The 25,127-nt window shown below is 65.4% G+C and carries 24 protein-coding genes and 1 pseudogene; 18 read left to right on the top strand and 7 right to left on the bottom strand.

The window, feature by feature from the left end; translation table 11 throughout:
* Positions 1-11 precede the first annotated feature (11 nt).
* From MVA47_RS22950 to MVA47_RS22925, 6 genes are all read left to right on the top strand, one after another.
* On the top strand, positions 12-899 hold the full coding sequence (locus MVA47_RS22950; RefSeq protein WP_247209998.1) for a diiron oxygenase: 888 nt from the start codon (positions 12-14) through the stop codon (positions 897-899).
* A complete protein-coding gene (locus MVA47_RS22945) occupies positions 896-1,681 on the top strand; it encodes a DUF4873 domain-containing protein (RefSeq protein ID WP_247209997.1) in 786 nt (261 codons plus the stop codon). The genes MVA47_RS22950 and MVA47_RS22945 overlap by 4 nt, the downstream gene beginning before the upstream one ends.
* A 15-nt stretch (positions 1,682-1,696) precedes the next feature.
* Entirely contained in the window at positions 1,697-1,894 is a 198-nt protein-coding gene (locus MVA47_RS22940) for a hypothetical protein (RefSeq protein ID WP_247209996.1), read from the top strand.
* 9 nt (positions 1,895-1,903) lie between these two features.
* Positions 1,904-2,272 carry an RNA-binding S4 domain-containing protein gene (locus MVA47_RS22935; protein WP_247209995.1) on the top strand — a complete coding sequence of 123 codons (369 nt, stop codon included), beginning with the start codon at positions 1,904-1,906 and terminating at the stop codon, positions 2,270-2,272.
* A 69-nt stretch (positions 2,273-2,341) separates the two neighbouring features.
* The gene (locus MVA47_RS22930; protein WP_247209994.1) at positions 2,342-2,938 is read left to right on the top strand and encodes a DUF3558 domain-containing protein; all 597 of its coding nucleotides are present in this window, start codon (positions 2,342-2,344) and stop codon (positions 2,936-2,938) included.
* A complete protein-coding gene (locus tag MVA47_RS22925; RefSeq protein ID WP_247209993.1) occupies positions 2,935-3,489 on the top strand; it encodes a DUF3558 domain-containing protein in 555 nt (184 codons plus the stop codon). The genes MVA47_RS22930 and MVA47_RS22925 overlap by 4 nt, the downstream gene beginning before the upstream one ends.
* Positions 3,490-3,503: 14 nt before the next feature.
* On the opposite strand, the gene MVA47_RS22920 is transcribed toward MVA47_RS22925, so the two are convergent.
* Complete coding sequence (locus MVA47_RS22920) at positions 3,504-4,283, bottom strand: acyl-[acyl-carrier-protein] thioesterase (protein WP_247211030.1); 780 nt, start codon at positions 4,281-4,283, stop codon at positions 3,504-3,506.
* Between the two features lie 323 nt (positions 4,284-4,606).
* Between MVA47_RS22920 and MVA47_RS22915 the strand changes: the two genes are divergently transcribed.
* From MVA47_RS22915 to MVA47_RS22875, 9 genes are all read left to right on the top strand, one after another.
* Positions 4,607-6,322, top strand: coding sequence for an FAD-dependent oxidoreductase (locus tag MVA47_RS22915; RefSeq protein ID WP_247209992.1), 1,716 nt, complete (start codon positions 4,607-4,609; stop codon positions 6,320-6,322).
* 127 nt (positions 6,323-6,449) lie between these two features.
* Positions 6,450-7,715: a glycosyltransferase family 4 protein gene (locus tag MVA47_RS22910; protein WP_247209991.1), complete on the top strand. Its 1,266-nt coding sequence runs from the start codon at positions 6,450-6,452 to the stop codon at positions 7,713-7,715.
* Positions 7,702-8,457, top strand: a complete 756-nt coding sequence (locus MVA47_RS22905; protein WP_247209990.1) for a class I SAM-dependent methyltransferase — start codon at positions 7,702-7,704, stop codon at positions 8,455-8,457. The genes MVA47_RS22910 and MVA47_RS22905 overlap by 14 nt, the downstream gene beginning before the upstream one ends.
* A gap of 2 nt (positions 8,458-8,459) precedes the next feature.
* Positions 8,460-9,566, top strand: a complete 1,107-nt coding sequence (locus MVA47_RS22900; protein ID WP_247209989.1) for a prenyltransferase — start codon at positions 8,460-8,462, stop codon at positions 9,564-9,566.
* 54 nt (positions 9,567-9,620) lie between these two features.
* Positions 9,621-10,481 (top strand): LLM class F420-dependent oxidoreductase, encoded by an 861-nt coding sequence (locus MVA47_RS22895; RefSeq protein WP_023954162.1) that lies wholly within the window; start codon positions 9,621-9,623, stop codon positions 10,479-10,481.
* The gene (locus MVA47_RS22890; protein WP_247209988.1) at positions 10,478-11,587 is read left to right on the top strand and encodes a TIGR03857 family LLM class F420-dependent oxidoreductase; all 1,110 of its coding nucleotides are present in this window, start codon (positions 10,478-10,480) and stop codon (positions 11,585-11,587) included. Before MVA47_RS22895 ends, MVA47_RS22890 begins: the two co-directional genes overlap by 4 nt.
* Positions 11,584-12,639, top strand: a complete 1,056-nt coding sequence (locus tag MVA47_RS22885; protein WP_308280593.1) for a phosphotransferase — start codon at positions 11,584-11,586, stop codon at positions 12,637-12,639. The genes MVA47_RS22890 and MVA47_RS22885 overlap by 4 nt, the downstream gene beginning before the upstream one ends.
* 10 nt (positions 12,640-12,649) lie before the next feature.
* Positions 12,650-13,732 (top strand): dihydrodipicolinate reductase, encoded by a 1,083-nt coding sequence (locus MVA47_RS22880; protein ID WP_247209987.1) that lies wholly within the window; start codon positions 12,650-12,652, stop codon positions 13,730-13,732.
* Positions 13,733-13,921: 189 nt separating this feature from the next.
* A complete protein-coding gene (locus MVA47_RS22875; protein WP_247209986.1) occupies positions 13,922-15,205 on the top strand; it encodes an HNH endonuclease signature motif containing protein in 1,284 nt (427 codons plus the stop codon).
* Between the two features lie 39 nt (positions 15,206-15,244).
* Here MVA47_RS22875 and MVA47_RS22870 read toward each other — a convergent pair whose 3' ends face one another.
* Together MVA47_RS22870 and MVA47_RS22865 are read right to left on the bottom strand one after the other, a co-directional pair.
* Complete coding sequence (locus MVA47_RS22870; protein ID WP_247209985.1) at positions 15,245-16,093, bottom strand: SDR family oxidoreductase; 849 nt, start codon at positions 16,091-16,093, stop codon at positions 15,245-15,247.
* 48 nt (positions 16,094-16,141) lie between these two features.
* The gene (locus MVA47_RS22865; RefSeq protein WP_247209984.1) at positions 16,142-16,744 is read right to left on the bottom strand and encodes a TetR/AcrR family transcriptional regulator; all 603 of its coding nucleotides are present in this window, start codon (positions 16,742-16,744) and stop codon (positions 16,142-16,144) included.
* A gap of 133 nt (positions 16,745-16,877) precedes the next feature.
* On the opposite strand from MVA47_RS22865, the gene MVA47_RS22860 reads away from it, so the two are divergent.
* From MVA47_RS22860 to fadD1, 3 genes and pseudogenes are all read left to right on the top strand, one after another.
* Entirely contained in the window at positions 16,878-18,224 is a 1,347-nt protein-coding gene (locus MVA47_RS22860; protein WP_247209983.1) for an NAD(P)/FAD-dependent oxidoreductase, read from the top strand.
* Between the two features lies 1 nt (position 18,225).
* Positions 18,226-19,205: pseudogene (locus MVA47_RS22855) on the top strand (alpha/beta hydrolase).
* A 51-nt stretch (positions 19,206-19,256) separates the two neighbouring features.
* Complete coding sequence (gene fadD1, locus MVA47_RS22850; protein ID WP_247209982.1) at positions 19,257-20,846, top strand: fatty-acid--CoA ligase FadD1; 1,590 nt, start codon at positions 19,257-19,259, stop codon at positions 20,844-20,846.
* On the opposite strand, the gene MVA47_RS22845 is transcribed toward fadD1, so the two are convergent.
* The 4 genes from MVA47_RS22845 to MVA47_RS22830 are packed head-to-tail and all read right to left on the bottom strand — an operon-like array spanning position 20,843 to position 25,057.
* Positions 20,843-22,309 (bottom strand): NAD(P)/FAD-dependent oxidoreductase, encoded by a 1,467-nt coding sequence (locus tag MVA47_RS22845; protein WP_247209981.1) that lies wholly within the window; start codon positions 22,307-22,309, stop codon positions 20,843-20,845. The genes fadD1 and MVA47_RS22845 overlap by 4 nt on opposite strands.
* Positions 22,306-23,199 (bottom strand): IclR family transcriptional regulator, encoded by an 894-nt coding sequence (locus tag MVA47_RS22840; RefSeq protein WP_247209980.1) that lies wholly within the window; start codon positions 23,197-23,199, stop codon positions 22,306-22,308. The genes MVA47_RS22845 and MVA47_RS22840 overlap by 4 nt, the downstream gene beginning before the upstream one ends.
* Positions 23,199-23,975: an SDR family NAD(P)-dependent oxidoreductase gene (locus MVA47_RS22835; protein ID WP_247211028.1), complete on the bottom strand. Its 777-nt coding sequence runs from the start codon at positions 23,973-23,975 to the stop codon at positions 23,199-23,201. Before MVA47_RS22835 ends, MVA47_RS22840 begins: the two co-directional genes overlap by 1 nt.
* A gap of 29 nt (positions 23,976-24,004) precedes the next feature.
* Positions 24,005-25,057: an alcohol dehydrogenase catalytic domain-containing protein gene (locus MVA47_RS22830; RefSeq protein WP_308280592.1), complete on the bottom strand. Its 1,053-nt coding sequence runs from the start codon at positions 25,055-25,057 to the stop codon at positions 24,005-24,007.
* Positions 25,058-25,127: the final 70 nt, after the last annotated feature.

Genomic DNA, 25,127 nt, shown 5'->3' with positions numbered 1-25,127 from the left:
TAGGAGGCTCGATGTCAGCACCAGCACGAGAAGCCATCGCGACCAGATTGCTGGCGGGTTCGGTCAAACGCTCGTATTCCCCGGTCGTCGACCTGGATTGGGATGCCCCGCTCGACCCGGACAAGTACTTCCTCCCACCGCGGGTGTGCAGTCTCTACGGCACCGAACTGTGGAACAGCCTGACCGAAGAGCAGTGGATCGAGGTCTCGCGGCAGGAGATGGCCAACATCCTCTCGGTCGGGATCTGGTTCGAGAACCTCCTGAATCGGGCGCTGCTGCAACGGCTTTTGTCCGAGGACCCTGCATCGGCGCAAACCCACTACGCCCTCACCGAGATGGGTGACGAATGCCGGCACATGGTGATGTTCGGGCGCGCCATCGAACGAAGCGGCGCCCGGCCCTACGGACTGCTGTGGTGGGAGCGGTTGATCATGACGATGCTGCCCTTCGCGATGCGGGGGTCGCTGTTGTGGGTCGCGGCGCTGGTGGGAGAGGAGATCTTCGACGCCTTGCAGCGCGAGATGCTCGACGATCCCGAGTTGCAGCCGCTGGTGTCACGCCTGATGCGCATCCATGTCACCGAGGAATCCCGCCACATCGGATTCGCCCGTGACGCGGTGGTCCGCCGTCGCGCCGTACGAAGCCGCTGGGAGACGTTCGTGGCGGCCAACCTGCATGGTCTCGCCGCACTGCGCTTCAAGTATCTGTTCACCAACTCGGCGATGTACGCGCGAGCCGGCCTCGACCGGCAGGAGGCGACGGCCGCGGCCCGAAGCAATCCGAACTTCCAGCAGATGCAGATCGTCGGGTTCTCGAGCCTGGCCGCTTTCCTCGAGGAGAACGGGCTCATGACGAGGTTCTCGCGCAGGCTGTGGCGCCGGGCCGGATTTCTCGAATGAGTGCGCTGACGGTGGGGTTCGAGGGCACCGGACCCGTACTCGTCGCCGTCCGTGATCTGTTGCGGGCGTCGCCGTTGGAGATCGAGGTGGCCGCGGACTCCGCCGGTGATCACCCTGCCGACGTGGTGGTGACGTCGACGCCGGCCCCGGCAGGCACCTTCCTGGGGGTGGCAGATCCTCGGCAGCCCAACGTGTTCTACACGGGGGACGCAACCGCACCCGCGCGGCTGGTGGCCGGCTACATCGTCTCGGCGATCGAGGAGATGATCGTTGCGGGGGCCGACGAGATGCGAGTTCGGGCACCCATCGCCCGGTCGTGGGCCGGATACGCCGCGGCCAACCACGGCGGCGGACGCAAGCTGATCCGAAAGCTGAAGCGCTTCGACCCCGCGGACTACGACTACCGGTCGGCGCACGACGACGAGGACATCTACGACGGCGCTGCCGTCATCGAGCACGACCTCGAGTCGGTCGCCTGCCGCATCCGGGTAGGCGGCTATTTCGACCCTCTCGACGGCCACTACCACTGGGCCGGAATCGCATTCGGAGAATCAGTCCGAGAGCTCAAGGAGGCCCGCGCCCGCGACGTCCTCGTCGCCGTCGACACACGCGACGGGGTCCCGGCCCGTCTCACCGAGATCACGCCATGGGGCTCTGTGCGCATCGTCGGCGTCGGGCAGCCTCCCTACGCACTCGACGACATCGAGGTCCTGCGCTCTTCGCCGGAGCAGCACAGCGTGGGCTCGCAGACTCGGACGCACGGGCGTCAAGCCGGGGTGTGAGGTCGAGGAGGAACCATGGGCAGAGAGATTGACCCAGCCAGACGCAACGCAGTGAGGCAGACGGTCGCCGCCCATCCCGGACTGGTGGTGTTCGCACTCAGTCCGGCGATCGTGGTGTTCGGCGTCCTGTGGCTGCTGACGAACTTCTGGCTTGCAGTCATCGTGGGGCTTGTCGTGGGAGGCGGCGCGGCCTGGACGCTGCTGCGCAAGTAGGCGGGCGTCATGGCTGAGCCCAGTACCCGCGTCGACAGCTGGATCTGGTCGGTCCGGCTGACCAAGACACGATCGGCGGCAGCATCCGCGTGCCGGGCGGGGCACGTCCGGGTGAACGGAACCACCGCCAAACCCGCGCAACACGTCGCCGTCGGGGACGAGGTCCGGGTTCGGGCAGCGGGACGCGAGCGGATCGTCGAGGTCACCAGGGTGGTGTCCAAACGGGTCGGACCGTCGGTGGCCGCCGAGTGTCTGATCGACCGCAGCCCGCCGCCACCACCCAAGGAACTGTCGTCGGCGCTGCCCCTACGTGACCGCGGAGCCGGTAGACCGACCAAGCGGGAACGGCGAGAGACCGACCGACTGCGCGGACGTTGACGTCGCATGGGTACAAGCGGCATGCAGACACACCCCGACATCGGCAGCGGCATCTCTACACTGCAACCTGTGGACTCCAGGGGTGGCAAGCCGACGGGAACCGGTCTGAGACGAGGGCGAGCTCCGCTGCGCTACGTGGTGGTCTTGCTCGTGGCCGTGATGCTGGTGCTGACCGGCTGCACCGACGGCGGCCCGAACGACGACAGCCCCACGACGGAGACCGAGAGCGCACCCGGCAAGGCCGGCGAAGGGCCGTTCTTCGGTGAGTGCGGGGGAGTCACCACCGACGACGTCGCGCGGGTGACCAAGGTCGCCGGCCTCACCAACACGGTGAACAACCCGTCGGTGTGCGAGTGGGTCACCTCGCAAGACCAACTCGGACCCCAGTTCTCCTTCAACTGGTACCGCGGCAGCCCCATCGGGCGGGAACGCGCCACCATCCAGTTGTCCCGCGATTCGGTCGAGGACATCACGATCGACGGTCACAGTGGCTTCATGGGATCGAGTACCGGCATCTGCGAGATCGGCATCGCTTTCGGGGCGGACTTCTTCGAATGGTCGATCTCCTACGGTCTGCCCGAAGACGGTCAGAGCACCCCGTCCGACGACGACATCTGCGCGGCCGCGAAGACGTTGTCCGCCCAGTCGATCGAGAACGCCTCATGACCCGGCGCAAGGTTGTTCCTCTGATCCTGGCTCTGCTCGCAGTGGTCGCGTTGTCGGCCGGGTGCACGCGCGCGGTCGACGGTGATGCCACCTCGATCGGTGGCGGCGACGGTACGTCCGACGGCAACGTCGACACCGATCGGTTCGACGGCCTGATGTACGAGTGCGAGATGCTGACACCGGAGGCCATCGGCAAGGCCGTCGGCGGGTCCATCGCCGAGCCCGGATTCTTCGGCGCGATCTGCCGTTGGGTGGTGGTCGGTCCGGTCATCACCGACGTCACCTTCAACTGGTTCGAGTGGGGCGACATCGAAGTCGAGAAGTCGACCGCCAAAGAGCTCGGTTACACCACCGAGAACATCAAGGTCGCCAGCGTCACCGCATTCACGCAGCGCAATCCGGCCCGTCCGGCTGCGTGCGGCGTCACCGCCCGTTCACCCGACCGTGGCGTCTACACCTGGTGGGTCGAGCCGCGCAGTTCCACACCGATCGGAGACCCGTGCGCCGCGCCGACCAAACTCATGGAGCTGCTTCTCGGCGGCGGACAGTAGGCCCTGAACGCACGTCAGGGTCGCTTGGTGACGGAGACCGTCGCAGCAACCTGATCCTCGACGATCAGCCACATGCGCAGCTGATCGCCGACACGCTCTCGCCGGATGGTGACCGTGGCCGCCGGCGTGACCGCTCGTAGATATTCGATGACGGCCCGGTGCGGGGCGTCCACCAGGTCGGGGTGGTCGAGGAGCTCGTCTTCGACCGCAGCCCAGTAGGCGGCGTTGTTCAGGTGCTTGAACGGGTCGAAGTCGGTGGCGCGCAAGACGTGTACGCGGTCGCTGTCCGATGCCTCGGGCACCGGGGCGGTGTTCATCGACTTCCACCGCAGGCGGTGCTCGTCGGTGGTCTGACTGAGCATCTCGAAGGCCTCGTCGGTCAGCCGTGTCGGCATGCCCTGGTCGTTGACGTTGATCCAGAACGCCTCGGTCTCGATCAGGCCGTCCTCGCGGGGCTCGGGGTTGAAGCGGTTGGTCTCGTGGACCGATGTCACCCGCACGCGCATGTTCGTCCACCGGGTCGACAGGGCGCCGCACCACCGCTGCAGGGTCACGTTGCCCGGCCACGACACCGGGCGGATCACGTCGATGACGGTGCGTCGCACGATCCAGTAGGGGTCGCTGGTGTGAAAGGCTGTGGCCTCGATGTTGTCGTTCGCTATGTCCTGCAGGTAGCGGCTCAGGCCATCGAGGCGCAGCCGCATCTCCTGGTCGACATCACCGGTTCGCACCCGGTAGTTCGACTCGAAGTAGCTCGCGTCTTCCTTGCGTTCCGGTAGATCTGCCGGAATCATCGCGACGTCGGTCGGATCGATGGTCGATTTGTCTGGGCTCACCGGGTTCCTTCGGTTGGGACGATGTCCGCTGCGGGATGAGCCTCGGGCAGGACTCGATCCCAAATGGGCAGCATAGGTTGCTTCATCTGGAGCGGGGTCGGCACTACCGCCAATGGGACTGACGTCCTAAAGTGTCTCAGTCGGCGGTCTGAATTGTTGCCGCCTGCGAGCAGAGAACTACGCTTGCCTTCGGTGGGTATTGGCGACTGAGGTAAATTCAAGTAAAAATTGGAACACGTTCCATTTTCGGGGAACGCCGAGAGTACTGAGGTTGAAGGCGTATGGCGCACGTGATCACGCAGCCTTGCTGCAACGATGCCAGTTGCATCAGTGTCTGCCCGGTGAACTGTATTCATCCGACACCGGATGAACCCGAGTTCGCCAGCGCGGAAATGTTGTACATCGATCCCGACACCTGCATCGACTGCGGTGCCTGCATCGATGAGTGCCCGGTGGAGGCGATCTTCCCCGACGACTCGCTCGACGAGGGCCAAGAGCGTTACCTGCAGATCAATGCCGACTACTACACCGACCACGACGTGTCGGGTGGTCTGGTCGCACCCCGCAAGAAGCCCCCACTGCCCGCAGGCAAGGAACTCCACGTGGCGATCGTGGGTGCTGGGCCCGCTGCGTTCTACGCCGCCGAAGAACTCGTGAAGCACTCCGCCATCAAGGTGGACATGTTCGATCGTCTGCCGACGCCGTACGGGCTCGTGCGTGCGGGTGTGGCACCGGACCATCCGTCTACCAAGGGTGTGGAGAAGACGTTCGCGGCCACCGCCGCCAAGCGCACGTTCGAGTATTACCTCAACGTGGAGGTGGGTAAGCACCTCGACCACGATGAGCTGCTGGACCACTACGGTGCGGTCATCTACGCCCATGGTGCCTCCACAGACAAGCACCTCGGTATCGACGGTGAAGACCTGCCCGGCTCCATCGCCGCCACCGACTTCGTGGCCTGGTACAACGGTCACCCCGATCACGCGGACCGCGACTTCGACCTGTCGGCCGAGCGCGCGGTGATCGTCGGCAACGGCAACGTGGCGCTCGACGTCGCCCGGATCCTCCTCGACGACCCCGACCGGCTGGCCAAGACCGACATCGCCGATCACGCGCTGGACAAGTTGCGCTCCAGCAACGTCCGAGAGGTCGTGCTGCTGGGCAGGCGCGGTATCGCACAGGGCGCGTACACGAACTCCGAGTTCCTTGCGATGGGGGACATGCCCGGGGTCGACGTCATCATCGACCCCGACGAGCTGGTCCTGGATGCCGCGAGTCAGGAAGCCCGCGACGCCGGCACCCTCGATTCGACCATCGCAACCAAGGTGCGCATCGCCGAGGAGTTCGCGCAGCGCACCCCGACCGACGGCAACAAGCGCGTGGTGTTCCGATACCTCGTCTCACCGGTGGCCATCGAAGGGTCGGACGGCGTCGAAACCGTCCGCTGTGTGCGCAACGAGTTCGTGAATGCGCCCGACGAAAGTGCTGATCACGCCGGCCAATCGCCCAGGCCCGCATCGGGACGTGTCGCGATCACGCCGACCGGTGAAGAGTTCGACCTGAAGGCCGGCATGGTGTTGCGCGCCATCGGCTACACCGGGCTGCCGCTGGACGGCCTGCCGTTCGACGGTGCCCAGGGTGTGGTCCCCAACGAGTCGGGCCGCGTGCTCGACGCCCGCGGGGGCAGTCCCGTGGAAGGCGTGTACGTCGCGGGCTGGATCAAGCGAGGCGCCACCGGTGGCATCGGAATGAACCGGATCTGCGGTCAGGAGACGGCGTTGGCAGTGATCGCCGACTTCACCGAGGGCAGACTTTCCGAACCGGCCAAGTCGCGCGAGCAGATCCCGGATCTCATCGCCGAACGTGGCGCGGGCCGGGTGGACGGGTCGGGATGGAAGAAGATCGACCTCGCCGAACGGACCGCGGGCAAGGAAGCCGGAAGGCGCCGGATCAAGTTCGTCAGCATCGAGGCGATGGAATCGGCGGCAAGGGCCTAGTGGTCGTGGTGATGCGGCGCGGTCCGAGGACCGACGTCATCGGTGTGCCCCCTTTTTCGCCGGTGAGCGAGGCAGGTACCGGGCAGCTAACGTTACGGCCAAGAATGGCCCGGTATGAAAGGTCCCAATGCGCATAGCACTGCTGTCTTACCGGAGTAAGCCACACTGCGGAGGACAGGGCGTCTACGTGCGCCACCTTTCGCGGGAACTCGCATTGCTGGGCCATCAGGTCGAGGTCTTCTCCGGGCAGCCCTACCCCGATCTCGACGATGAGGCGGTCGCTGCCGGCGTCACCCTGACCAAGGTGCCGAGCCTCGACCTCTACAACGACGTCAATCCGTTCCGGACGCCATGGCCGTGGGAGATCAAGAGCTGGATCGATGCCCTCGAGGTGCTGACGATGTGGACGGCAGGGTTCCCTGAGCCGCTGACGTTCAGTCTTCGTGCGGCTCGTCTCCTGCGTCGCCGCACCGACGATTTCGACGTGGTGCACGACAACCAGTGCCTGGGGTACGGCCTGCTGCAGATCGAACGCAGTGGTCTGCCCGTGGTCGCGACCATCCACCACCCGATCACCCGTGATCGCGAACTCGCCGTGAAGGCGGCCAAGGGGTGGCGCAAGCTGACGGCCCGCCGCTGGCACGCATTCCTGCGGATGCAGGGCCGCGTCGCCCGGCGAATTCCCCGGCTGCTCACGGTGTCTCGCAGCAGCGAGGTCGACATCCGCAAGGCTTTCGCCATTCCGGAGGGCCGGCTCACCACCATCCCGCTGGGTGTGAACACCGAACAGTTCCGGCCGTCGCCGGAGCGGGTCGCCGGGCGCATCGTCTGTGTTGCCAGTGCTGATGCCCCGCTCAAGGGGGTCTCGTATCTTCTCGAAGCGGTCGCGAAGGTGCGGGCGGAACGGCAGGTCGAACTGGTCCTGGTGTCCAAGTTGGTCGAGGGCGGTCCGTCGGACACCCGGATCGATCAGCTGGCCATCCGCGACAGCGTGCAGGTGGTGTCCGGCCTGGACGACGACGAGCTCGCCGAACTCCTGGCATCGGCCGAAGTGGCTTGTGTGCCTTCGCTTTACGAAGGCTTCTCGTTGCCGGCGGTGGAAGCGATGAGCTGCGGTACGCCGCTGGTCGCCACCCGCGCCGGAGCGATCCCCGAAGTGGTCGGCGAGCAGGAAGAAGCGGCGCTGCTGGTACCACCGATGGATTCAGGTGCCCTGGCCGAGGCGCTGGGCAGACTGCTCGACGACTCCGAGCTGCGCACCCGCCTCGGCGAAGGTGGCCGGGCAAGGGTGGAAGAGCGTTACAGCTGGGCGGCGGTCGCCGCGAAAACGGCTGAGAACTATCAAAAAGCGATCGATCAGTTTGCTCGAGGAGGCAGCGTTGCTAACCGTTGATTTTGATCGACTGGGCGTAGGACCGAACACCAAGGCCATCGATATCGGTGCGGGGCAGGGGCGGCACTCGTTCGAGATGTTCCGGCGCGGCGCCGATGTGATCGCATTCGATCAGTCCGAGAGCGACATGTCCGAGGTCGCCGAGATGTTCGACGCGATGATCGCCGAGGGGCAGGTACCGGCTTCGGCCAAGGCCCGCGCCGAGGTCGGTGACGCACTGCGGCTTCCCTACGGTGACGGGGAGTTCGACGTGGTGCTCATGTCGGAGATCCTCGAACACATCCCTGACGACACCGACGCCATCTCCGAGATGGCCCGGATCCTGGCGCCCGGCGGTCTGGCCGCTGTGACCGTTCCGCGGTATTGGCCGGAAAAGGTGTGCTGGACGTTCTCTGACGAGTACCACGCCAACGAGGGTGGGCACGTGCGCATCTACAAGGCGTCGGAACTGGCCGGAAAGCTCAGTGCCGCGGGTCTGGAGGTGACCGGCACCGGTCACGCCCACGCGCTGCACGCGCCTTACTGGTGGCTCAAATGTGCTGTGGGAGTGGAGAACAACAACAATCCGTTGGTCAAGGCCTACCACAAACTCCTGGTGTGGGACATGATGTCGGCGCCCAAGCTCACCCGCGTCGGCGAGCAGGTGCTCAACCCGGTCTTCGGCAAGAGCGTGATCATCTACCTGCGCAAGCCGGCTGATCTTCCGACCTCCGCGTCCGGCTCCGGCCCCGTCTCCGACTGAGCATGACGCCGATCCCTGAACTCGCGGACCTGATCAGCGCCGAAGAATGCCTGGCCACCGGGCGGGCGATCGCGGCGATGCAGGAAAGCACCGGCGCGATGCCCTGGTTCCCAGGCGGTCAGACCGACCCCTGGGACCACATCGAGTCGGCGATGGCGCTCAGCGCCACCGGCTTGATCGCCGAGGCAGAGGCGGCGTACGAATGGTCAAGGCGTACCCAGCGCGGGGACGGGTCGTGGGCGATCCGCACCGTGCTGGGCACTGTGACCGACCACAACACCGACAGCAACTTTTGCGCCTACGTGGCGGTCGGGGTGTGGCATCACTACCTGATCACCGGTGATGACCGGTTCCTGCAGAAGATGTGGCCGATGGTGTGCTCGGCCATCGACCTGGTGATCAAGTTCCAGGCGCCCGATGGCCAGATCTACTGGGGCGCGACATATCCACTGCCCGATCAGTCGTCCGGTACGTATCCGGGAATCTATCACGAGGCTCTCATCACGGGGAACTCGAGCATCCACCAGGCACTCGGATGCGCGGTATCGATCGCCGAGGAGCTGGGCCAGCCGGCCGAGGCGTGGGAGGCTGCGCAAACCAGGCTCGGCCACGCGCTGCAGAGCCACCCCGAACTGTTCGCCCCGAAGTCCGAGTACTCGATGGACTGGTACTACCCGGTGCTCGGCGGTGCCGTCCGCGGCCGTGCCGGGCAGGAACTGATCGCCCAGCGGTGGGACGACTTCGTTGTCACCGACCTGGGCATCCGTTGTGTCGATCATCGCCCGTGGGTGACCGGCGCCGAGACGTGTGAGCTGGTCTTGGCTCTTGATGCACTCGGTGACGTCGAGGACGCGACCGCCCTGCTCTCGGACATGCAGCATCTGCGAGACCCGGACGGCTCGTACTGGACCGGTCTGGTGTTCGCCGACGGCAAGCGGTGGCCGGTGGAGAAAAGCTGCTGGACCTCGGCGGCGGTGGTGCTGGCGGTGGACGCGCTGAGCCGTACGACGCCTGCCAACGGGATCTTCCGCGACGCCGATCCGCTTGCGGACGGCCCAGGTCTGCACAAGTTGGCCAAATATAGAACGTGTTACTGTCTGTCTGCCTAGACTGGTGTCCAGGCACCGGTCCATGACCGGTTTGGAGCTGCAGCAGGAGGCACGATGGACTTCGGGATCGTCCAGTTCACCAGCGACCGGGGCTTGGCTCCGGCCACGTTGGCACCTTTGGTGGAAAACGCCGGTTTCGACGCGTACTTCGTACCGGAGCACAGTCACATCCCCACCAAGCGGGATGCCGCTCACCCACAGACCGGCGACTCGTCGCTGCCCGACGACCGCTACATGCGCACCCTCGACCCGTGGGTGTCGCTCAGTGGGGCGGCGGCGGTGACCAGCCGGATCCGGCTCGGTACCGCGGTGGCGCTGCCCGTCCAGTCCGACCCGATCACCCTGGCCAAGATCATCGCGACGCTGGACCATCTGTCGGGTGGCCGGGTCACCCTCGGTGTCGGGTTCGGTTGGAACCTCGACGAACTCTCCGACCACCACGTGCCGCCGAAGCGCCGTCGCACGATGCTGCGCGAGTACATCGAAGCCATGACCGCGTTGTGGTCGCAGGACGAAGCCGAGTTCGCCGGGGAGTTCGTGAATTTCGGTCCCAGCTGGGCATGGCCGAAAACCGTCCAGCAGCCGTCGCCGCCCGTCCTCGTCGGAGCCGCGGGCAACGAGAAGAACTTCAAGTGGATCGCCAAGAGCGCGGGTGGCTGGATCACCACGCCGGGCGAGCAGGACATCGAGGCGTCGGTGGTGTTGCTCAAGCAGATCTGGGCCGACGCCGGTCGCGAGGGTGATCCGCAGATCGTGGTGCTCGACTTCAAGCCGGTGGCCGAGAAGCTGGACAAGTGGCGCGAACTGGGCGTCACGACTGTTCTGTACGGAGTGCCCGACGACAGCGAAGAACGTGCCGGCGCCTACTTGACCAAACTGGCCGGGAAACTGGGACTGAGCCCGGCGACGGTATGACCACCGAGCGGGTCGTCGAGGCCCCGGAGTTTCCCGAACTCGGTTGTTACGGGCTGGCCGGACATTCTGCGAGCCCGCACGATCTTGTCGACGAGGTTCAGCAGGCGGAAAAGCTGGGTCTCGGCTCGGTCTTCCTGTCCGAACGGTTCAACGTCAAAGATGCTGCGGTGCTGGCCGGCGCCGCGGGTGCGGTGAGCCGGAACATCGGGATCGCCACCGCGGCAACAAATCACAACACCAGGCATCCGCTGGTGACGGCGACGATGGCAACGTCGATGCACAGGCTCACCGGCGGTCGTTATGCGCTCGGACTCGGGCGGGGTTTCAATCTCCTGTTCGATGTGATGGGCGTTCCCCGGGTCACCTCCGCACAGATGGAAGACGCGGCCGGCATCTACCGCACCCTGTGGAAGGGCGAGGCGGTTGTCGGACACGATGGCCCGGCGGGGAAGTATCCGTTCCTGATGCAGGATGCGTCGTTCGACGAAGACATCCCGTTGATGTTGATGGCGATCGGTGACCAGACCCTCAAGCTGGCGGGGCGGATCGCGGACGGCGTTGTGCTGCATACGTTCTTCAGCGACGAGACACTCCATCGTTCGGTGGCCATCATCCGCGAGTCGGCGGCCGAGAGCGGCCGGGATCCGGCGGCGATCCGAATCTGGTCGGTGCTTGCGACCGTCGAGGAATCGATCCCCGAGGAGTTGCGACTTCGCAAACTCGTCGGCCGGCTGGCGACCTATCTGCAGGGTTACGGTGAGGTGCTGGTCCGCTCGAACGGCTGGGACCTGGCCGACCTCGAGCGATTCCGGAATGATCCGTTTGTGCAGGGCTTTTCGGGGGCGTTTGATGCCGTGGGTACTGTCGACGACCTGTCCAGGATCAGCGCCTTGCTTCCTGAGCATTGGCTTGCTGCCTCGGCCACCGGCGATGCGGCCCAGTGCGCCAACCGAATCGCAGACCAGTTCACCGCAGGCGCCGACAGTGTGATCCTGCACGGCGCCACCCCGACCGAGCTCGCGCCGGTGCTCGATGCCTGGCGCTCCATCCGCCCAGGTGATCGATTCGACCGCCTGCCCGCCAACCCCGGAAGGGCCTTGCCGTGATCACCGAGATCGTGACCTCCGCCGAAGATCTGACCGCAGGCTGGGTGTCGGCAGCACTGGGCCGAGAGGTCGATTCGGTAGACGCCGCTGCGGTCGGGACGGGCCAGATCGGTACGTGCTACCGGTTGAACCTCACCGGAAGCGATGTGCCGGAACGGCTTCTCGCGAAGTTGCCTGCGTCAGATCCGGCAACCCGGGAGATGCTCGCGGGCGTCTACCGTTCTGAGGTCCGGTTCTACACTCTGATCGCCGACACCGTCGCGATCCGGGTTCCGCGGTGCTTCTACTCGGCGTCATCGGAGACCGGTGCGGACTTCACGCTGCTGCTCGAAGACATGAGTCCGGCCGAGCAGGGCGATCAGCTGGCAGGCTGCACTGTGGATCAGGCCCGCGACGCCGTGATCAATCTCGCCGGCCTCCACGGCCCTCGGTGGTGCGACCCGACTCTGCTCGACATCGACGGGATGTCCATCAACGGCCCCGACGATGCCAAAATGATGGCCGAGCTCTACGGTCCTGCGACGGAGATCTTCGTCGAGGCGCTCGGTGACCTGATCGCCGAGGAGGATCGCCGGACGTTGTGGGAATGCGTGGACGTCTGCGAGGCCTGGACGTTGGGGCGAGCCGAACGCTTCGGTCTGGTACACGGCGACTATCGGCTCGACAATCTGCTCTTTCCTCCGGACGGCGGGCCGGGAGTGTCGGCAATCGATTGGCAGACATTGAGTTTGGCGCTGCCGGCACGCGATCTCGCATACTTTCTGGGCACCAGCCTCTCACCACAGCAGCGGCGCACCCACGAATCGGCACTGGTTGCGGACTACCACAAAGCGCTTGTGACTCAGGGTGTGACCGACTACGACCTCGACGCGTGCTGGGACGACTACCGGTTCGCGATGGTCCAGGGCCCGCTGGTGTCGGTGTTCGGATGCGCATACGGAAGTCGCACCGATCGTGGCGACCGGATGTTCGCGGCGATGGTGGCTCGATCGTGCGCGGCTATCCGAGATCTCGGCACCATCGCGTTGGCAGCCGAATCCCCGACGAGCTGACGGTCGGCTGATGCCGGACGCCGCTGAGGGCAAGACGCGCGTGATCCAATGGGCCACCGGGGCAGTGGGTGTCGAGGCCTTGCGCGGCATTCTCGACCATCCCGACCTCGAACTGGCCGGCGTCAGGGTGTACTCGAGCGACAAGCATGGTGTCGATGCCGGTGTGTTGGCCGGCCGGTCGACGGTGGGCGTCAGCGCGACCACCAGCTTCGACGAGGTGTTGCAGTCGGATGCCGATTGTGTCCTCTACACACCCCGCAGTCCGTCGATCGATGACGTGTGCGCACTTTTGGCGTCCGGGAAGAACGTCGTGACAACATCATTCGGCTTTCACACCGCGCGTGCTGACGGTCCTGACAAGGATCGCCTGCGCAAGGCCTGTGAGGTGGGCGGAACGTCATTGCACGGCACCGGCCTCAACCCCGGCAACCTCGGTGTGGTGTTGCCTTTGGCATTGTCCGGGCTGACGCGCGACATCACGAACGTGAAAGTTCAGGAGCGGGCCGACTGGTCGGTGTACGAAAGTCTGGACATAACGTTCGACCAGATGAAGTTCGGAAGTCCGGTCGGCGAGGTGACACCGGAGTGCAAGAGCCTGAAGTTCACCAGTGACCTGTTCCGAGAACAGGTGTGGCTCGTGGGGGACGCACTGGGCCTCGACCTGGACGAGGTGGTGACCGACCTGCAGGTGATCCCGGCGTCCGTCGACCACGAGGTCTTCGGTCGCACGCTCAAGGCCGGCACGGTGGCAGGTCAGTGGTGGCGCTGGACCGGTCGCTCAGCGGGACACATCCGCGTCGAGGTGGAGGCCGTGTGGACGGTAGGGGAGCGTCCGCCTTCGGATTGGCCCGCGCCCCAACATGGTTGGACGATCACACTCGAAGGCACCCCATCGGCTCAGGCCCACTTTGTCACACTGGCCAGTTTCGTTCGTGATGTCTCCCTCGCAGAACACGTGAACGCGGCCAGCGTCGCCACGGCCAGCCAGGCTGTCAACTCGGTGGCCGCAGTGGTCGCCGCACCACCGGGATTTGTCACCATCGCGGATCTGCCCCTGATCCGGAACCGTCATGCGGTGGCACGAGCGACCTGAGCTAACTTGTGGGAGCAGTTGCGGCGGGCGGCCAGTTGGCCGTGATCGCCGGAACCGATTGACTCAAGCCACTTGTGTGAGCGAGTGGTACCCTGTGTGCCACAACGCAATTCGCTCAGCGGTACGTGTCAGACCCCGTTGCTAAAATGGTCGTATGTTGTTGGTCGAGGGGGAACTCGAGTCACACAGTTGGCCGAGGGATTGAGAGCTGTTCCACGCGAGGTGAATCGTCGGTTCGCGCAAACGATCGCGGATGTCGTCGAGCTTGCGACACTGCGGGTGAATGAAGAACTCGCAATCTCCGGGGACCTGGACAAGGCCGCACGCATCCCAGTCGTCGAAGTGTCCATGCTGCTAGATGTTTCACGCACGATGGCCGGCGTCTATATCGACAATGGCCTACAACTACGCGATCGATTCCACGCGACGAGGACAGCGTTCGAAGAAGGCGACATCGGATTCACCCACGTCCGCGAGATCGTCACCGCACTCCAGGGCCTCGACGACGAGTTACTCGCCCGCGTCGAACCCGAAGCCATACTGATTGCCCAGCAGGGACTCTCACGCTCAGTCCTGCGCAACGAACTCGACCGCATGGTCATCGCTGCCGACCCCGACGGGGCAGCAGAACGACGCAAAGCGATGGAACCGCACAGCGACTACCGCTCCTCCCGCGACCTCAACGGCCTCGCCCACATCTCCGCGACCATCACCGCAGCCGAAGCCGCCGAACTCGACGCACGAATCACCGCAGTCACCGGCACCGTCTGCAGCCGCGACCACCGCCAACCCCACCAACAACGCGCCGACGCCTTCGTCGCCGTCATGCGCGGACACACATACCTCGACTGCACCTGCGAACGCGACCAATGCCCCGAAAAGCACCGCGAACCCCTACCCGCCCCACCCAAGCCGACAGTCAAGATACACACCGACGCAGCCACCTTGGCCGGCCTGATCGGCCACGTCCCCACCATAGACGGTTACGGCGTGATCGACCCTGCGTTGGCGCGTGAGCTCGCCGCTGACGCGACGTGGCAGGGCTTGTTCCGGGAAGCCGGCCAATTTGCCCGAGGACGACACCGGCAACCCGGCATCACCGCCCCGCCGCAAGGGTTACTACCACCGAACGGTCATGGCACTTTCACCGAACCACCACCCGGCGCACTCACCTATCAACCATCACAAGCATTACGCGAAGCGATCATCGCGCGCGACGGCACCTGCCGCACCCCAGGATGCTCCACACCAGCATCCGAATGCGAAATCGACCACATGATCCCGTTCAACCACGCCGACCCCCGATCAGGCGGCTGGACCATCGAACAAAACCTCGGCGCCATCTGCCGCCCCGACCACAAACGCAAAACACTCGGCTACTGGATCGCCCGAATGCACTCGGACCGAACCATCACCTGGACAACCCAATACGGGCAAACATTCACCACACGGCCGCACGGGTGGACAGACTGAGTCGACGGCCGCCGGGCGTAGATTTCTCGGCCGAAGTTCCTACCCCAACAACAACTCGCCACTCTTGACCCCGGCGACCACGCCTCCGTCGACGAGGAGGTCGGTACCGGTGATGAAGCCGGCCTTCACAGGGTCGAGCAGGAACTCGGCAGCGGCAGCCACGTCTTCGGCGGTGCCGAAACGGCCGGCAGCAGATTGATTCACCATCGCCTCGTACGCCTGATGCGCAAACGAGGCGTTGAACTCGGTCCAGCCCATGGCGGTGGCGATGACGCCGGGGCTGATGCAGTTCACCCTGGCGCCGCGCCGAGCCCATACCGGCGCTGCGTACTGGACCCGTAGCTGATTGCCGCGTTTGCAATAGCCGTAGGTCAGGGCCCGGGTCAGATCATCCGGCAGGCCCGTGATGTCAAGGATTTTGGCTGCGGACAATTCGTCGATGGGCGCTGTTGCCATCATCTTTGCTGCCTCTTCGTCGACCGCGGCACCGAGGATGTGGCCGGCAACGCTGGCGATGTAGACGCCGGCGCCACCCTCCTCGATCACACCGCCGAACACATCCAGCGACAGCGCCGTTCCGACGAGATCCACTTCGATGATCCGCGCGGCCGGGGCCTGGGCGGGGGAGAGACCGGCCGTGTGGACAAGCCCGGTGATCGAGCCGAGGCCGAGGGCGAAATCGGCGAGGCGGCTGAGTGACTCGCGGTCGCTGACATCGACCTGTTGCGTGTGGACGTCGTAGCCATTGTGTTGCAACGATTCTCCGAGCGACTCGAGTCTGTCGACGTCGAAGTCGGCCAGGACAACCGGACGGCCGGTGCCCAAGCGCCTCGCTATCGCCTCACCCATGCCGCCCACGCCGATGACAACCAGGACAGATTTCGACATGAAGAACTCCTCGTTTCGCCCGGTCGCCACGGAGGCGCCGGGATTGTCTCAGGTCGGGCCGGACTGTAAGCCGGGCAGCACGTATCGGCGGATGTAACTCAGCACAGCCGCATCGTCGTCGGGGTCGAGTGTGTCGCCGGGAACGGTCGCGATGCTGATGAGCGAACGCGCCACCCATTCCGAGGCCTCGACGATGTCGATGTCGGGATGGAGTTCGTGATTCTCCCGGGCGATCTCGAGGTAGGGCCGCCAGAACTCGGCGAGGTCGGGAACCAGGCCCTGCACGCCCGCGCCCGCACAGGCCGCGAACTCCTCGGGCTCATTGACCCGCAACTTCATCAACAAGGCTCCGGGAGCGTCGTATGCGCTGCGGCCGATGCGCACGCCGGCGGCCACCCGCTGGTCGAATCCCTCCACCTCGGCCAGCGTGGAGTGCGAATCCGCCCAGAAGGTCTCGTTCAATCGGACGATTGCGCCGCCCAGCAACGCCGATTTGTCCGGGAAGTGGCGATAGAGCCATGCCCGCGACACACCGGCCACCTCGGCGACCTCGAGCACGGTGGTCGCGCGAATGCCTTTGGCAGCCAGGCACTGTTCGGCGGCATCGAGAAGCCGGTCGTGCACACTGCGGGTATCGGCGGTGTCGGTCACGGGCGATGGGTCCTCGCTGTTGTCGGCCGGGCAGGGGCAAACGTACCAAAACGCGTAGACAGATTCTCGATTCTGTGTACTCTCCGTGTGAACAGATTCTAGTTTCTGTCTACTTCGCTCGCTAGGAGCCGCTATGCCAGGACCCACCACCGCCATCATCGGCGCCGGAATCAGCGGTCTGACCGCCGGCAAGATGCTGGCCGACTACGGCGTGCCGTACACGTGCTTCGAGATGTCCGACCGGATCGGCGGCAATTGGGCGTTCGGAAACCCCAACGGGCACAGTAGCGCTTACCGCTCGCTGCACATCGACACTTCGAAACACCGGCTGTCTTTCCGTGACTTCCCGATGCCGGAGCACTACCCGGACTTTCCGCACCACACGCAGATCAAGTCGTATCTCGAGGACTATGCCGAGGCGTTCGACCTCAAGGACAACATCGAGTTCGAGAACGGCGTCAAGCATGCCCGGCGTCTGGACTCCGGGGGCTGGGAACTGCAGACGCAGGACGGGCAGACGAGGCTGTTCGATTTCCTGGTGGTTGCCAATGGGCACCACTGGGACCCGCGCATGGCGGACTTTCCCGGCGAGTTCACCGGTGAGTCGATTCACGCCCACCACTACGTCGATCCGCAGACCCCGCTCTCGTTCACCGGCAAGCGGATCCTGGTGGTGGGTATCGGCAACAGCGCGGCCGACATCGCGGTGGAGCTGTCGTCGAAGGCATTGAGCAACCATGTGACGCTGTCCACCCGGTCCGGTGCCTGGATCGTCCCCAAGTACATCGCGGGCCGACCTGCGGACAAGTACTTCAAGACCAGTCCCCACATCCCGCTGTCATGGCAGCGAAAGCTGGTGCAGCTCGGCCAGCCGCTCAGTGCGGGGCGGCCGGAGAACTTCGGGTTGCCCACTCCCAATCACAAGTTCTTCGAGGCGCATCCGACGCAGTCGGTGGAACTCCCGTTGCGGCTCGGCTCGGGCGATGTCATCCCCAAGCCCAATGTCAGTCGCCTCGACGGGGCCACAGTGCATTTCGACGACAACACTCAGTCCGACTTCGACATCATCGTCTACGCCACGGGGTACAACATCACCTTCCCGTTCTTCGACGAGGACTTCGTGAGCGCTCCCGACAACCACATCCCGCTGTACAAGCGGATGTTCAAGCCGGGTATAGACGACCTGGCGTTTGTCGGATTCGCCCAGTCGACACCCACGTTGTTCCCGTTTGTCGAGTGCCAGTCCCGCCTCGTCGCGGCGTACGCGGCCGGTCGCTACCGGCTGCCGCCGGTGGCCGAAATGGAAGAGGTCATCATCAGCGACCAGCAGAAGTACACCGGCCACATGCTCGATCGCCCGCGACACACGCAGCAGGTCGATTTCTTCATCTACGAGCACGACATGAGGGTGAAGGAATTGCCGACGGGGTTGCGCCGTGCCCGAGAATTGGGTGCACCGGCATGGGCGGGGGTGTCCTGAGATGAGCTCAACCGAGAACACTCTCAGTGACGTCAGCTTCGAGTCGGGCGGGACCCGTTGCGCTGCCTGGCACTTCACCGCGACCACTGATGCGCTCGATGGCCCGGCCGGCAGGCCGGTGGTGGTGATGGCGCACGGGTTGGGCGGCACCAAGGATTCCGGACTCGCGCCTTTCGCCGAGAAGATTGCCGCGGCAGGTATGGACGTCTTGGCGTTCGACTACCGCGGGTTCGGTGACTCCGACGGCTCACCGAGACAGACGGTGTCGATCAGCGGCCAGATCGACGACTACCGCGCCGCGATGACAACCGCGGCCGCCCTGCCGGGTGTGGATCCGAACCGGATTGTGCTGTGGGGGTCTCGCTTTCCGGGGGACACGTGTTGACCGCAGCCGCGGGCCGAGACGACGTCTGCGCGGTCGTCTCGCTCACACCGCTGGTGAACGGCGCCGCCGCCGGCCGGCTCGCCTTCGCGCATCACCCCGTCTCGGCCATCGCGAAATCCACTGCGGCAGGAGTGCGCAGCCGACTGTCAGGGTTTCGAGGCGGCGACGGGGTCATGATGCCGATCGTGGGCAGCCCGGGCGAGGTCGCAGCTCTGACACTGGACGGTTCTTACGCGGACTACATGGCCATCGCGGGGCCCAGCTGGCGCAACGAGATCGACGCGAGCATCGGGCTCGAGCTGGGTCGCCTCCGGGCCGACAAGTCGGCCAAGGATGTGCGGTGCCCCGTGCTGGTGCAGGTGGCGGACTTCGACCGCAGTGCACCCCCGCACGCCGCGGGCAAGGCGGCGTTCACGGCGCGGGCCGAGGTGCGCCACTATCCGTGCGACCACTTCGGTGTGTGGCCCGGTCAGGACTGCTTCGAATCGGCTGTGGCCCATCAGATCTCGTTTCTCCGCCGACACCTTGCGGCACCGGCGAACGACGAACCCCGGCACAAGTCCTCCGCTGCCGCCGAACCCGTGGCCGCCGGCTGACGCCGCAGCCGAGTCCGATAAACGTCCAGTTCCGAACAGATCGAGGTAACGATGGCCGACACGATTCAGCAACTTCTCCGTCAACGCGCTGACGACACGAATGTGGCGGTGAAGTACGGCGACCAGACGTGGACCTGGAGCGAACACATCGCCGACGCCGAAGCGCAGGCATCGGCGCTGATCGGCGTCGCCGACAAGGAGCGCCCCCTGCACGTGGGTGTGCTGCTGGCCAACACCCCGGACATGCTCAGCGCCATGGCGGCTGCAGGTCTGGGCGGCTACGTCCTGTGCGGCATCAACAACACCCGGCGGGGTCCGGGGCTGGTTGCCGACATCGTGCGTGCGGACTGCCAGATCCTGATCACCGACGCCGAACACCTGCCACTCCTGGACGGTCTGTCATTGCCGGGCGTGCGGGTCTTCACCACGGACTCGGCGGAGTGGACCCAGCTCAAGCGCGACGCGGGACCTCTTGTCCCGCACCACGAGGCGCAGGTCACCGACACCTTCATGATGATCTTCACCTCGGGAACCAGCGGTGATCCCAAAGCGGTTCAGGTGGCTCACATGATGGTGCTGTTCGCGGGTCAGATGCTCACGGAGAAGTACGAACTGGGTCCGGCCGACACGTGTTACCTCTCCATGCCGCTGTTCCATTCCAACGCGGTGCTCGCCGGCTGGAGTGTGGCCGTCAACGCCGGGGCCGCCATGGCTCCGGCCACGTTCTCGGCATCACGCTTCGTCGACGACATCCGGCGGTACGGCGCAACGTACATGAACTACGTCGGCAAGCCGCTGGCGTACGTGCTGGCCACCGAAGAGCGACCCGACGATGCAGACAACCAGCTCCGGGTGGCCTTTGGCAACGAGGCAACCGACCGCGACATCATCGAGTTCGGCCGGCGTTTCGGCTGCACCGTCTGGGACGGTTTCGGCTCCACCGAGAGTGCTGTGATCATCACCCGCGAAGAGGGCACGCCCCTGGGGTCGATCGGTAAGGGCTTTCCGGGGGTCGCGATCTACAACTCCACCACCATCGAAGAATGTGCCGTGGCGCAGTTCGACGAATCGGGTGCGCTGGCCAATGCCGATGAGGCGGTCGGTGAACTGGTCAATCTCGAAGGGGCAGGATTCTTCTCGGGCTACTACAACGACCCCGGCGCCACGGAGGATCGGATGCGTCACGGGATGTTCTGGTCCGGAGATCTGGCCTACCGCGATGCCGATGGGTGGATCTACCTCGCCGGCCGTACCGCTGACTGGATGCGGGTCGACGGAGAGAACATGGCTGCCGCACCCATCGAGCGGATCTTGCTGCGCCTACCAGAGCTCAATCGGGTTGCTGTGTACGCGGTTCCCGACGTCGCGGTCGGTGACCAGGTGATGGCCGCGATCGTGCTGCAGGACGACGCCACGCTCACCCCGGAGCGGTTCGAGGAGTTCTTGGCTGCCCAGCCCGACCTATCGCCCAAGGCGTGGCCGCGTTACGTGCGAGTGGCAGACGATCTGCCGTCCACCGCGACGAACAAGGTGCTCAAGCGTGCACTGGTGGCCGAAGGGCCGACCCCAGGCACCGGTGAACTGTGGATCCGTGAGGCGCGCGGCACCTCCTACGACATCGCCAGCACGGCGGTGCACTAGACGCCGTACACCTCCGGGCCCACCCTGCGGGTCATCCGCCGGTATCGAGACATGGACCAGGGCCAATTGTGGGTGTCGAGCCCGTCCGCCTGCTTGTACCAGCTGTCGCATCCCGACGCCCACACCGTGCCCGGTTGCCCCGTGCGCACCGCGGTCATGAAGTCGGTGAACACTTTTCGGCGCACTTCGAGGACGCTGACGGCGCCGCGCCGCAGACGCTTGACCGCAGCGACGACGTGGTCGGCTTGGGCCTCCATCAGGTAGATCACCGACCCCGAGCCGAGATTGGTGTTGGGGCCGTACATGAAAAAGAGGTTGGGGAAGTCGGGCACCGAGAGTCCCAGGTAGGCCTCGGGCGCGCCGGCCCACTTGTCGTGCAGTGTCAATCCGTCACGTCCGGTGAACGACACGCTGCCGGCAAAACCGGACGTGGCAAAGCCCGTGGCGAAGACCAGAACGTCGATCGGACATGGTCCGGCATCGGTCTCGACCCGACCGGGCCGGACACCGATGATCGTGTCGGTGGACACGGTGACATTCGGACGCTGCAGGCTCTCGTGGTAGCCGTCCGCGATCAGGATCCGTTTGCATCCGATCCGGTGGTCCGGAGTGAGCGCTGTACGCAAGACTGGATCACGCACTGTGTGCCGCAACATGATTCGGTGGATCAGGGCCAGAGAGGTGAGCATCCGGGGCCATCGCCAGAAGAACATGCCGAAGAACTCGAGGTAGAGCCACATCAGTTGTCGGGCGGCGCTCCTGAGCAGCGGATAGCGCCGGTACACCGCGCGGATGCCGGGACCGTACGAACCGTCCGGTTTCGGGAACACAAACGGAGCGGAGCGCTGGAAGACGGTGAGGTGTTCGACCTCCTCTGCGATGGCCGGGATCACCTGTACGGCGCTGGCCCCTGTGCCGATGACGGCGACCCGCTTCCCGGCCAGATCGACATCGTGCCGCCATCGCGCAGTGTGAAAGGCCGGGCCGGAGAACGTCTCCAGACCGTCGATGTCGGGAACGACCGGGATGTCGAGTTGGCCTGTCGCACAGACCACAACCTGCGCGTCCACCCGGGAGCCGTCGGTCAGCTCGAGCTCCCACCGGTCGTCGCGCCACGTCGCGGACGTGACGCCCACGCCCAGGCGGAACCGTTCGGTGATCCCGGCCTCGTCGACGCAGCGCTGAAGATAATCGCGGATCTCCGGACCGGGCGCGAAGCGCCGAGACCAGTCGACCTGCTGGGCAAACGAAAAGCTGTAGACATGAGAAGGTGCGTCGCAGGCGGCACCCGGGTACGTGTTGGCCTGCCATGTACCCCCGACGGCGTCGGCCTTGTCGTAGACCACGAAGTCGCCCTCACCGGCAGCCTGCAGCTTCAGAGCCACGGCGATGCCGGAGAACCCGGCTCCGATGACGGCAGTCCCGACCGATGGATGCGCCTGCGGATCGCGCGCAGTGCTCACCCCGGTACCACTCCACCCAGCTCGGCGGTGATGTCGTCTGCGGTGTCCCGCAACCGATGTCCGATGTCGCGGAGTTCGCCACCGGTGATCGCTTCCGGCACGTCGAGCAGGCACAGCGATCCGACGACCGTTCTCTCGCGGTCGAAGACAGGTGAATTGACCGAGAGCGGCCGGTAGAGCTGGGCGTCGTCTATCTCACCGACGAGCATCTCCACGTTGAGTCGTTCCTCCTGGCCTCGGGTGAACCGGGATGCGCGCTCGGAACCGTAGGCAATGGATGTCGCCGAGACCGCCACGTCGCGGAAGGCTGCGGGCTCCGGCGGGTACTGCTCCACCGCGAAACGCCGGTTCCGGATGAGGTCGAGCACCGCCCGATACCGGCTCGAGTCCTCGGCGACAACGGGATTGCGGTCCAGCCACGCGGTGATGGCGAAGTCGTCTGCCCACGCCACCAAGACCGAACCCAGCGGCGGCCGATGGGTGATCTTGTCCCCGGCTCGCACACCGAGGAGCGGGCGGTCGTCCGGTTCGGGATGGGCCACCTCGGCGACCACGAGGTCGCCGCCGGACGGCACGATCAGGCAGCACACGTTGCCCGACTCGATGGCCAACCGCGACATGGGTTTACGGGCCGGCGCGATCGCGTTGACGGCGATCCTCGCCGAATCACCCACGGGGGCGAGCCGGGGTCCGAGCCGGTAGGTCTTCTTGGTCGGGTGTTTGACCACCCAGCCCACCCGGGTCAGCTCGGTCAGCATCGGGAACAATGTCGCCTTGTCGGCCCCCAGGGTTCGAGAGATATCGGCCAGGCTGCGCCCGTCGGTGGGGCGGTCGGCCAAGTACTCGACGATCTCCACCAATCGTTCGGTCTGGGGTGAACGTCTGACCATCAAACACCCATTGCTGCCACGTGTTTGAGGATGTCGGGATATCTGCGGGTGTGTGCGCCGCCGTTGAGATCGAAGGCAGCTCCGCTCACCCACGACGCCCGGTCTGAGGCAAGGAATGCGACCATCTCCGCCACTTCCTCCGGTTGTCCACTGCGGCCGAGGGGTGTGTTCTCGATATAGTCCTCGGTGAGACCAGGGACCAGGGCCAGACCCGCAACGAGAGGGGTGTCGACCAGGCCGGGAGAGATCGCGTTGACCCGGATCTTCCGCTCGCCCAGCTCGAGGGCCGCGACCTCGGTCAGCATCAGCACGCCGGCTTTCGCGGCGCAGTACGCTGCCATACCCGTTCCCGGCTGCCTGCCGTTCAGCGATGCGATGGTGATCAGGCTGCCGCCGTCCGCGAGGTGTCTGGCCGAGTGTTTGGTCACCAGGAACGCCCCGGTGAGGCAGACATCGATGGTGGTCTGCCAATCGGCCAGGGCCAGGTCGGCGATGGCGCCGGGGATCGTGAGGCCGGCGCAGTTGACGACGCTGTGGAGCTGGCCGTGTTCAGCCACGATCTCGGTGAAGGCGCGGTCGACGGAATCCTCGTCCGTCACGTCGAGCCGCTTGGCGGTGACCGATGGGCCGATCTCGGTTGCCCGCTGTGCGGCCTGCTCGGCGTTGACGTCGGCCAGGACAACGGTGTCACCGCCTGCGGCCAGTAGTCGAGAGGTTGCGAGTCCGATTCCGGAGGCGCCGCCGATGACAAGCGAGACCTTGCTGTGGTTACTGATGATGGCTCCTGTGTTCTCACTGGTGCCGGTCAGCCGACCAGCACCTGCTGCGGTTCGATGAGTACTTTCTGCTGATTCGACGGCGACCCCAGTTCGGTGATCAGCCGGCCGAGGTCGTCGAGCCCGCCGCGGCCGGTGATGAAGTCGGAGACGTCGATCCTGCTGTGCTGCAACAGTTTTGCGGCGAGGGTGAACTCCTGTCTGGTGTAGTACGAGACGAAGCTCATGTCGATGTCCTTCACCACGCCGGCGACGGGCATGAAGCCGTCCTCTTCGAGGCACACTCCGGCCACCACGATCCGGCCGCGGGGTGCAACGGATTCGAGGCAGGCGGCGATCATCCCGCGCGACCCCACACATTCGAAGACGACGTCGAAACCCTCACCTGGGTGATCGGCGGTGGGATCAACAACCGAGGATGCGCCATAGAGGACCGCGGAGGTACGCCGGGAGGCGACCGGATCGGACACCACGATCTCGTCGACGCCTTGGCGGACTGCCCAGAGCAGGATGGCGATACCGACCGGCCCCGCGCCGACGATCAGCACACGATGGCCGGGCTTGATGGCTCCGCGGGCAACGGCGTGCAACCCCACGGCAAGAGGCTCGGTGACCGCGCCGACCGCGGTGGGTGCGCCGTCGAATCGAACCGTCTCGCGGGCGCTGACCCGGATGTACTCCGCGAATCCGCCGGCGCGTCCACCCAGGCCGAACGCCTCGACCCGCGTGCATCGGGCCACGTCCCCGCACACGCAGGAAAGGCATGTGCCGCAACCGCTCACGGGCATCGCGGTCGCCGGCGTTCCGATCTGCCACCGAGCGGCGACATCGCGCCCGGCAGCGACAACGGTGCCGGAGAACTCGTGTCCCATGATCGTTCCCGCGGGCAGAAAGGGGGCGGTCTTGATGTCTGATCCACAGATGCCGCACGCGCTCACCTCGAGGATCAGATCGTCGGGGCCGGGTGTGGGATCGTCGACCTCGCACACCGAGAACGTTCCGGTGTCGACCACAGCTGCCCGCATGTTCGCTCCCCGATCACGGCCGGTGCACGCACCGGCCATCGATGCGACCCACGTCACATTTGTTCCGTCATTAGTTCACAGCAGCGCGGTACTGTCAACGAGAATCCCGCGTCTGAGTGTCAAGTGG

It is taken from the genome of Williamsia sp. DF01-3 (genome assembly GCF_023051145.1).
Taxonomy (GTDB): domain Bacteria; phylum Actinomycetota; class Actinomycetes; order Mycobacteriales; family Mycobacteriaceae; genus Williamsia.
This window is presented reverse-complemented; position numbering and strand designations above follow the sequence as displayed.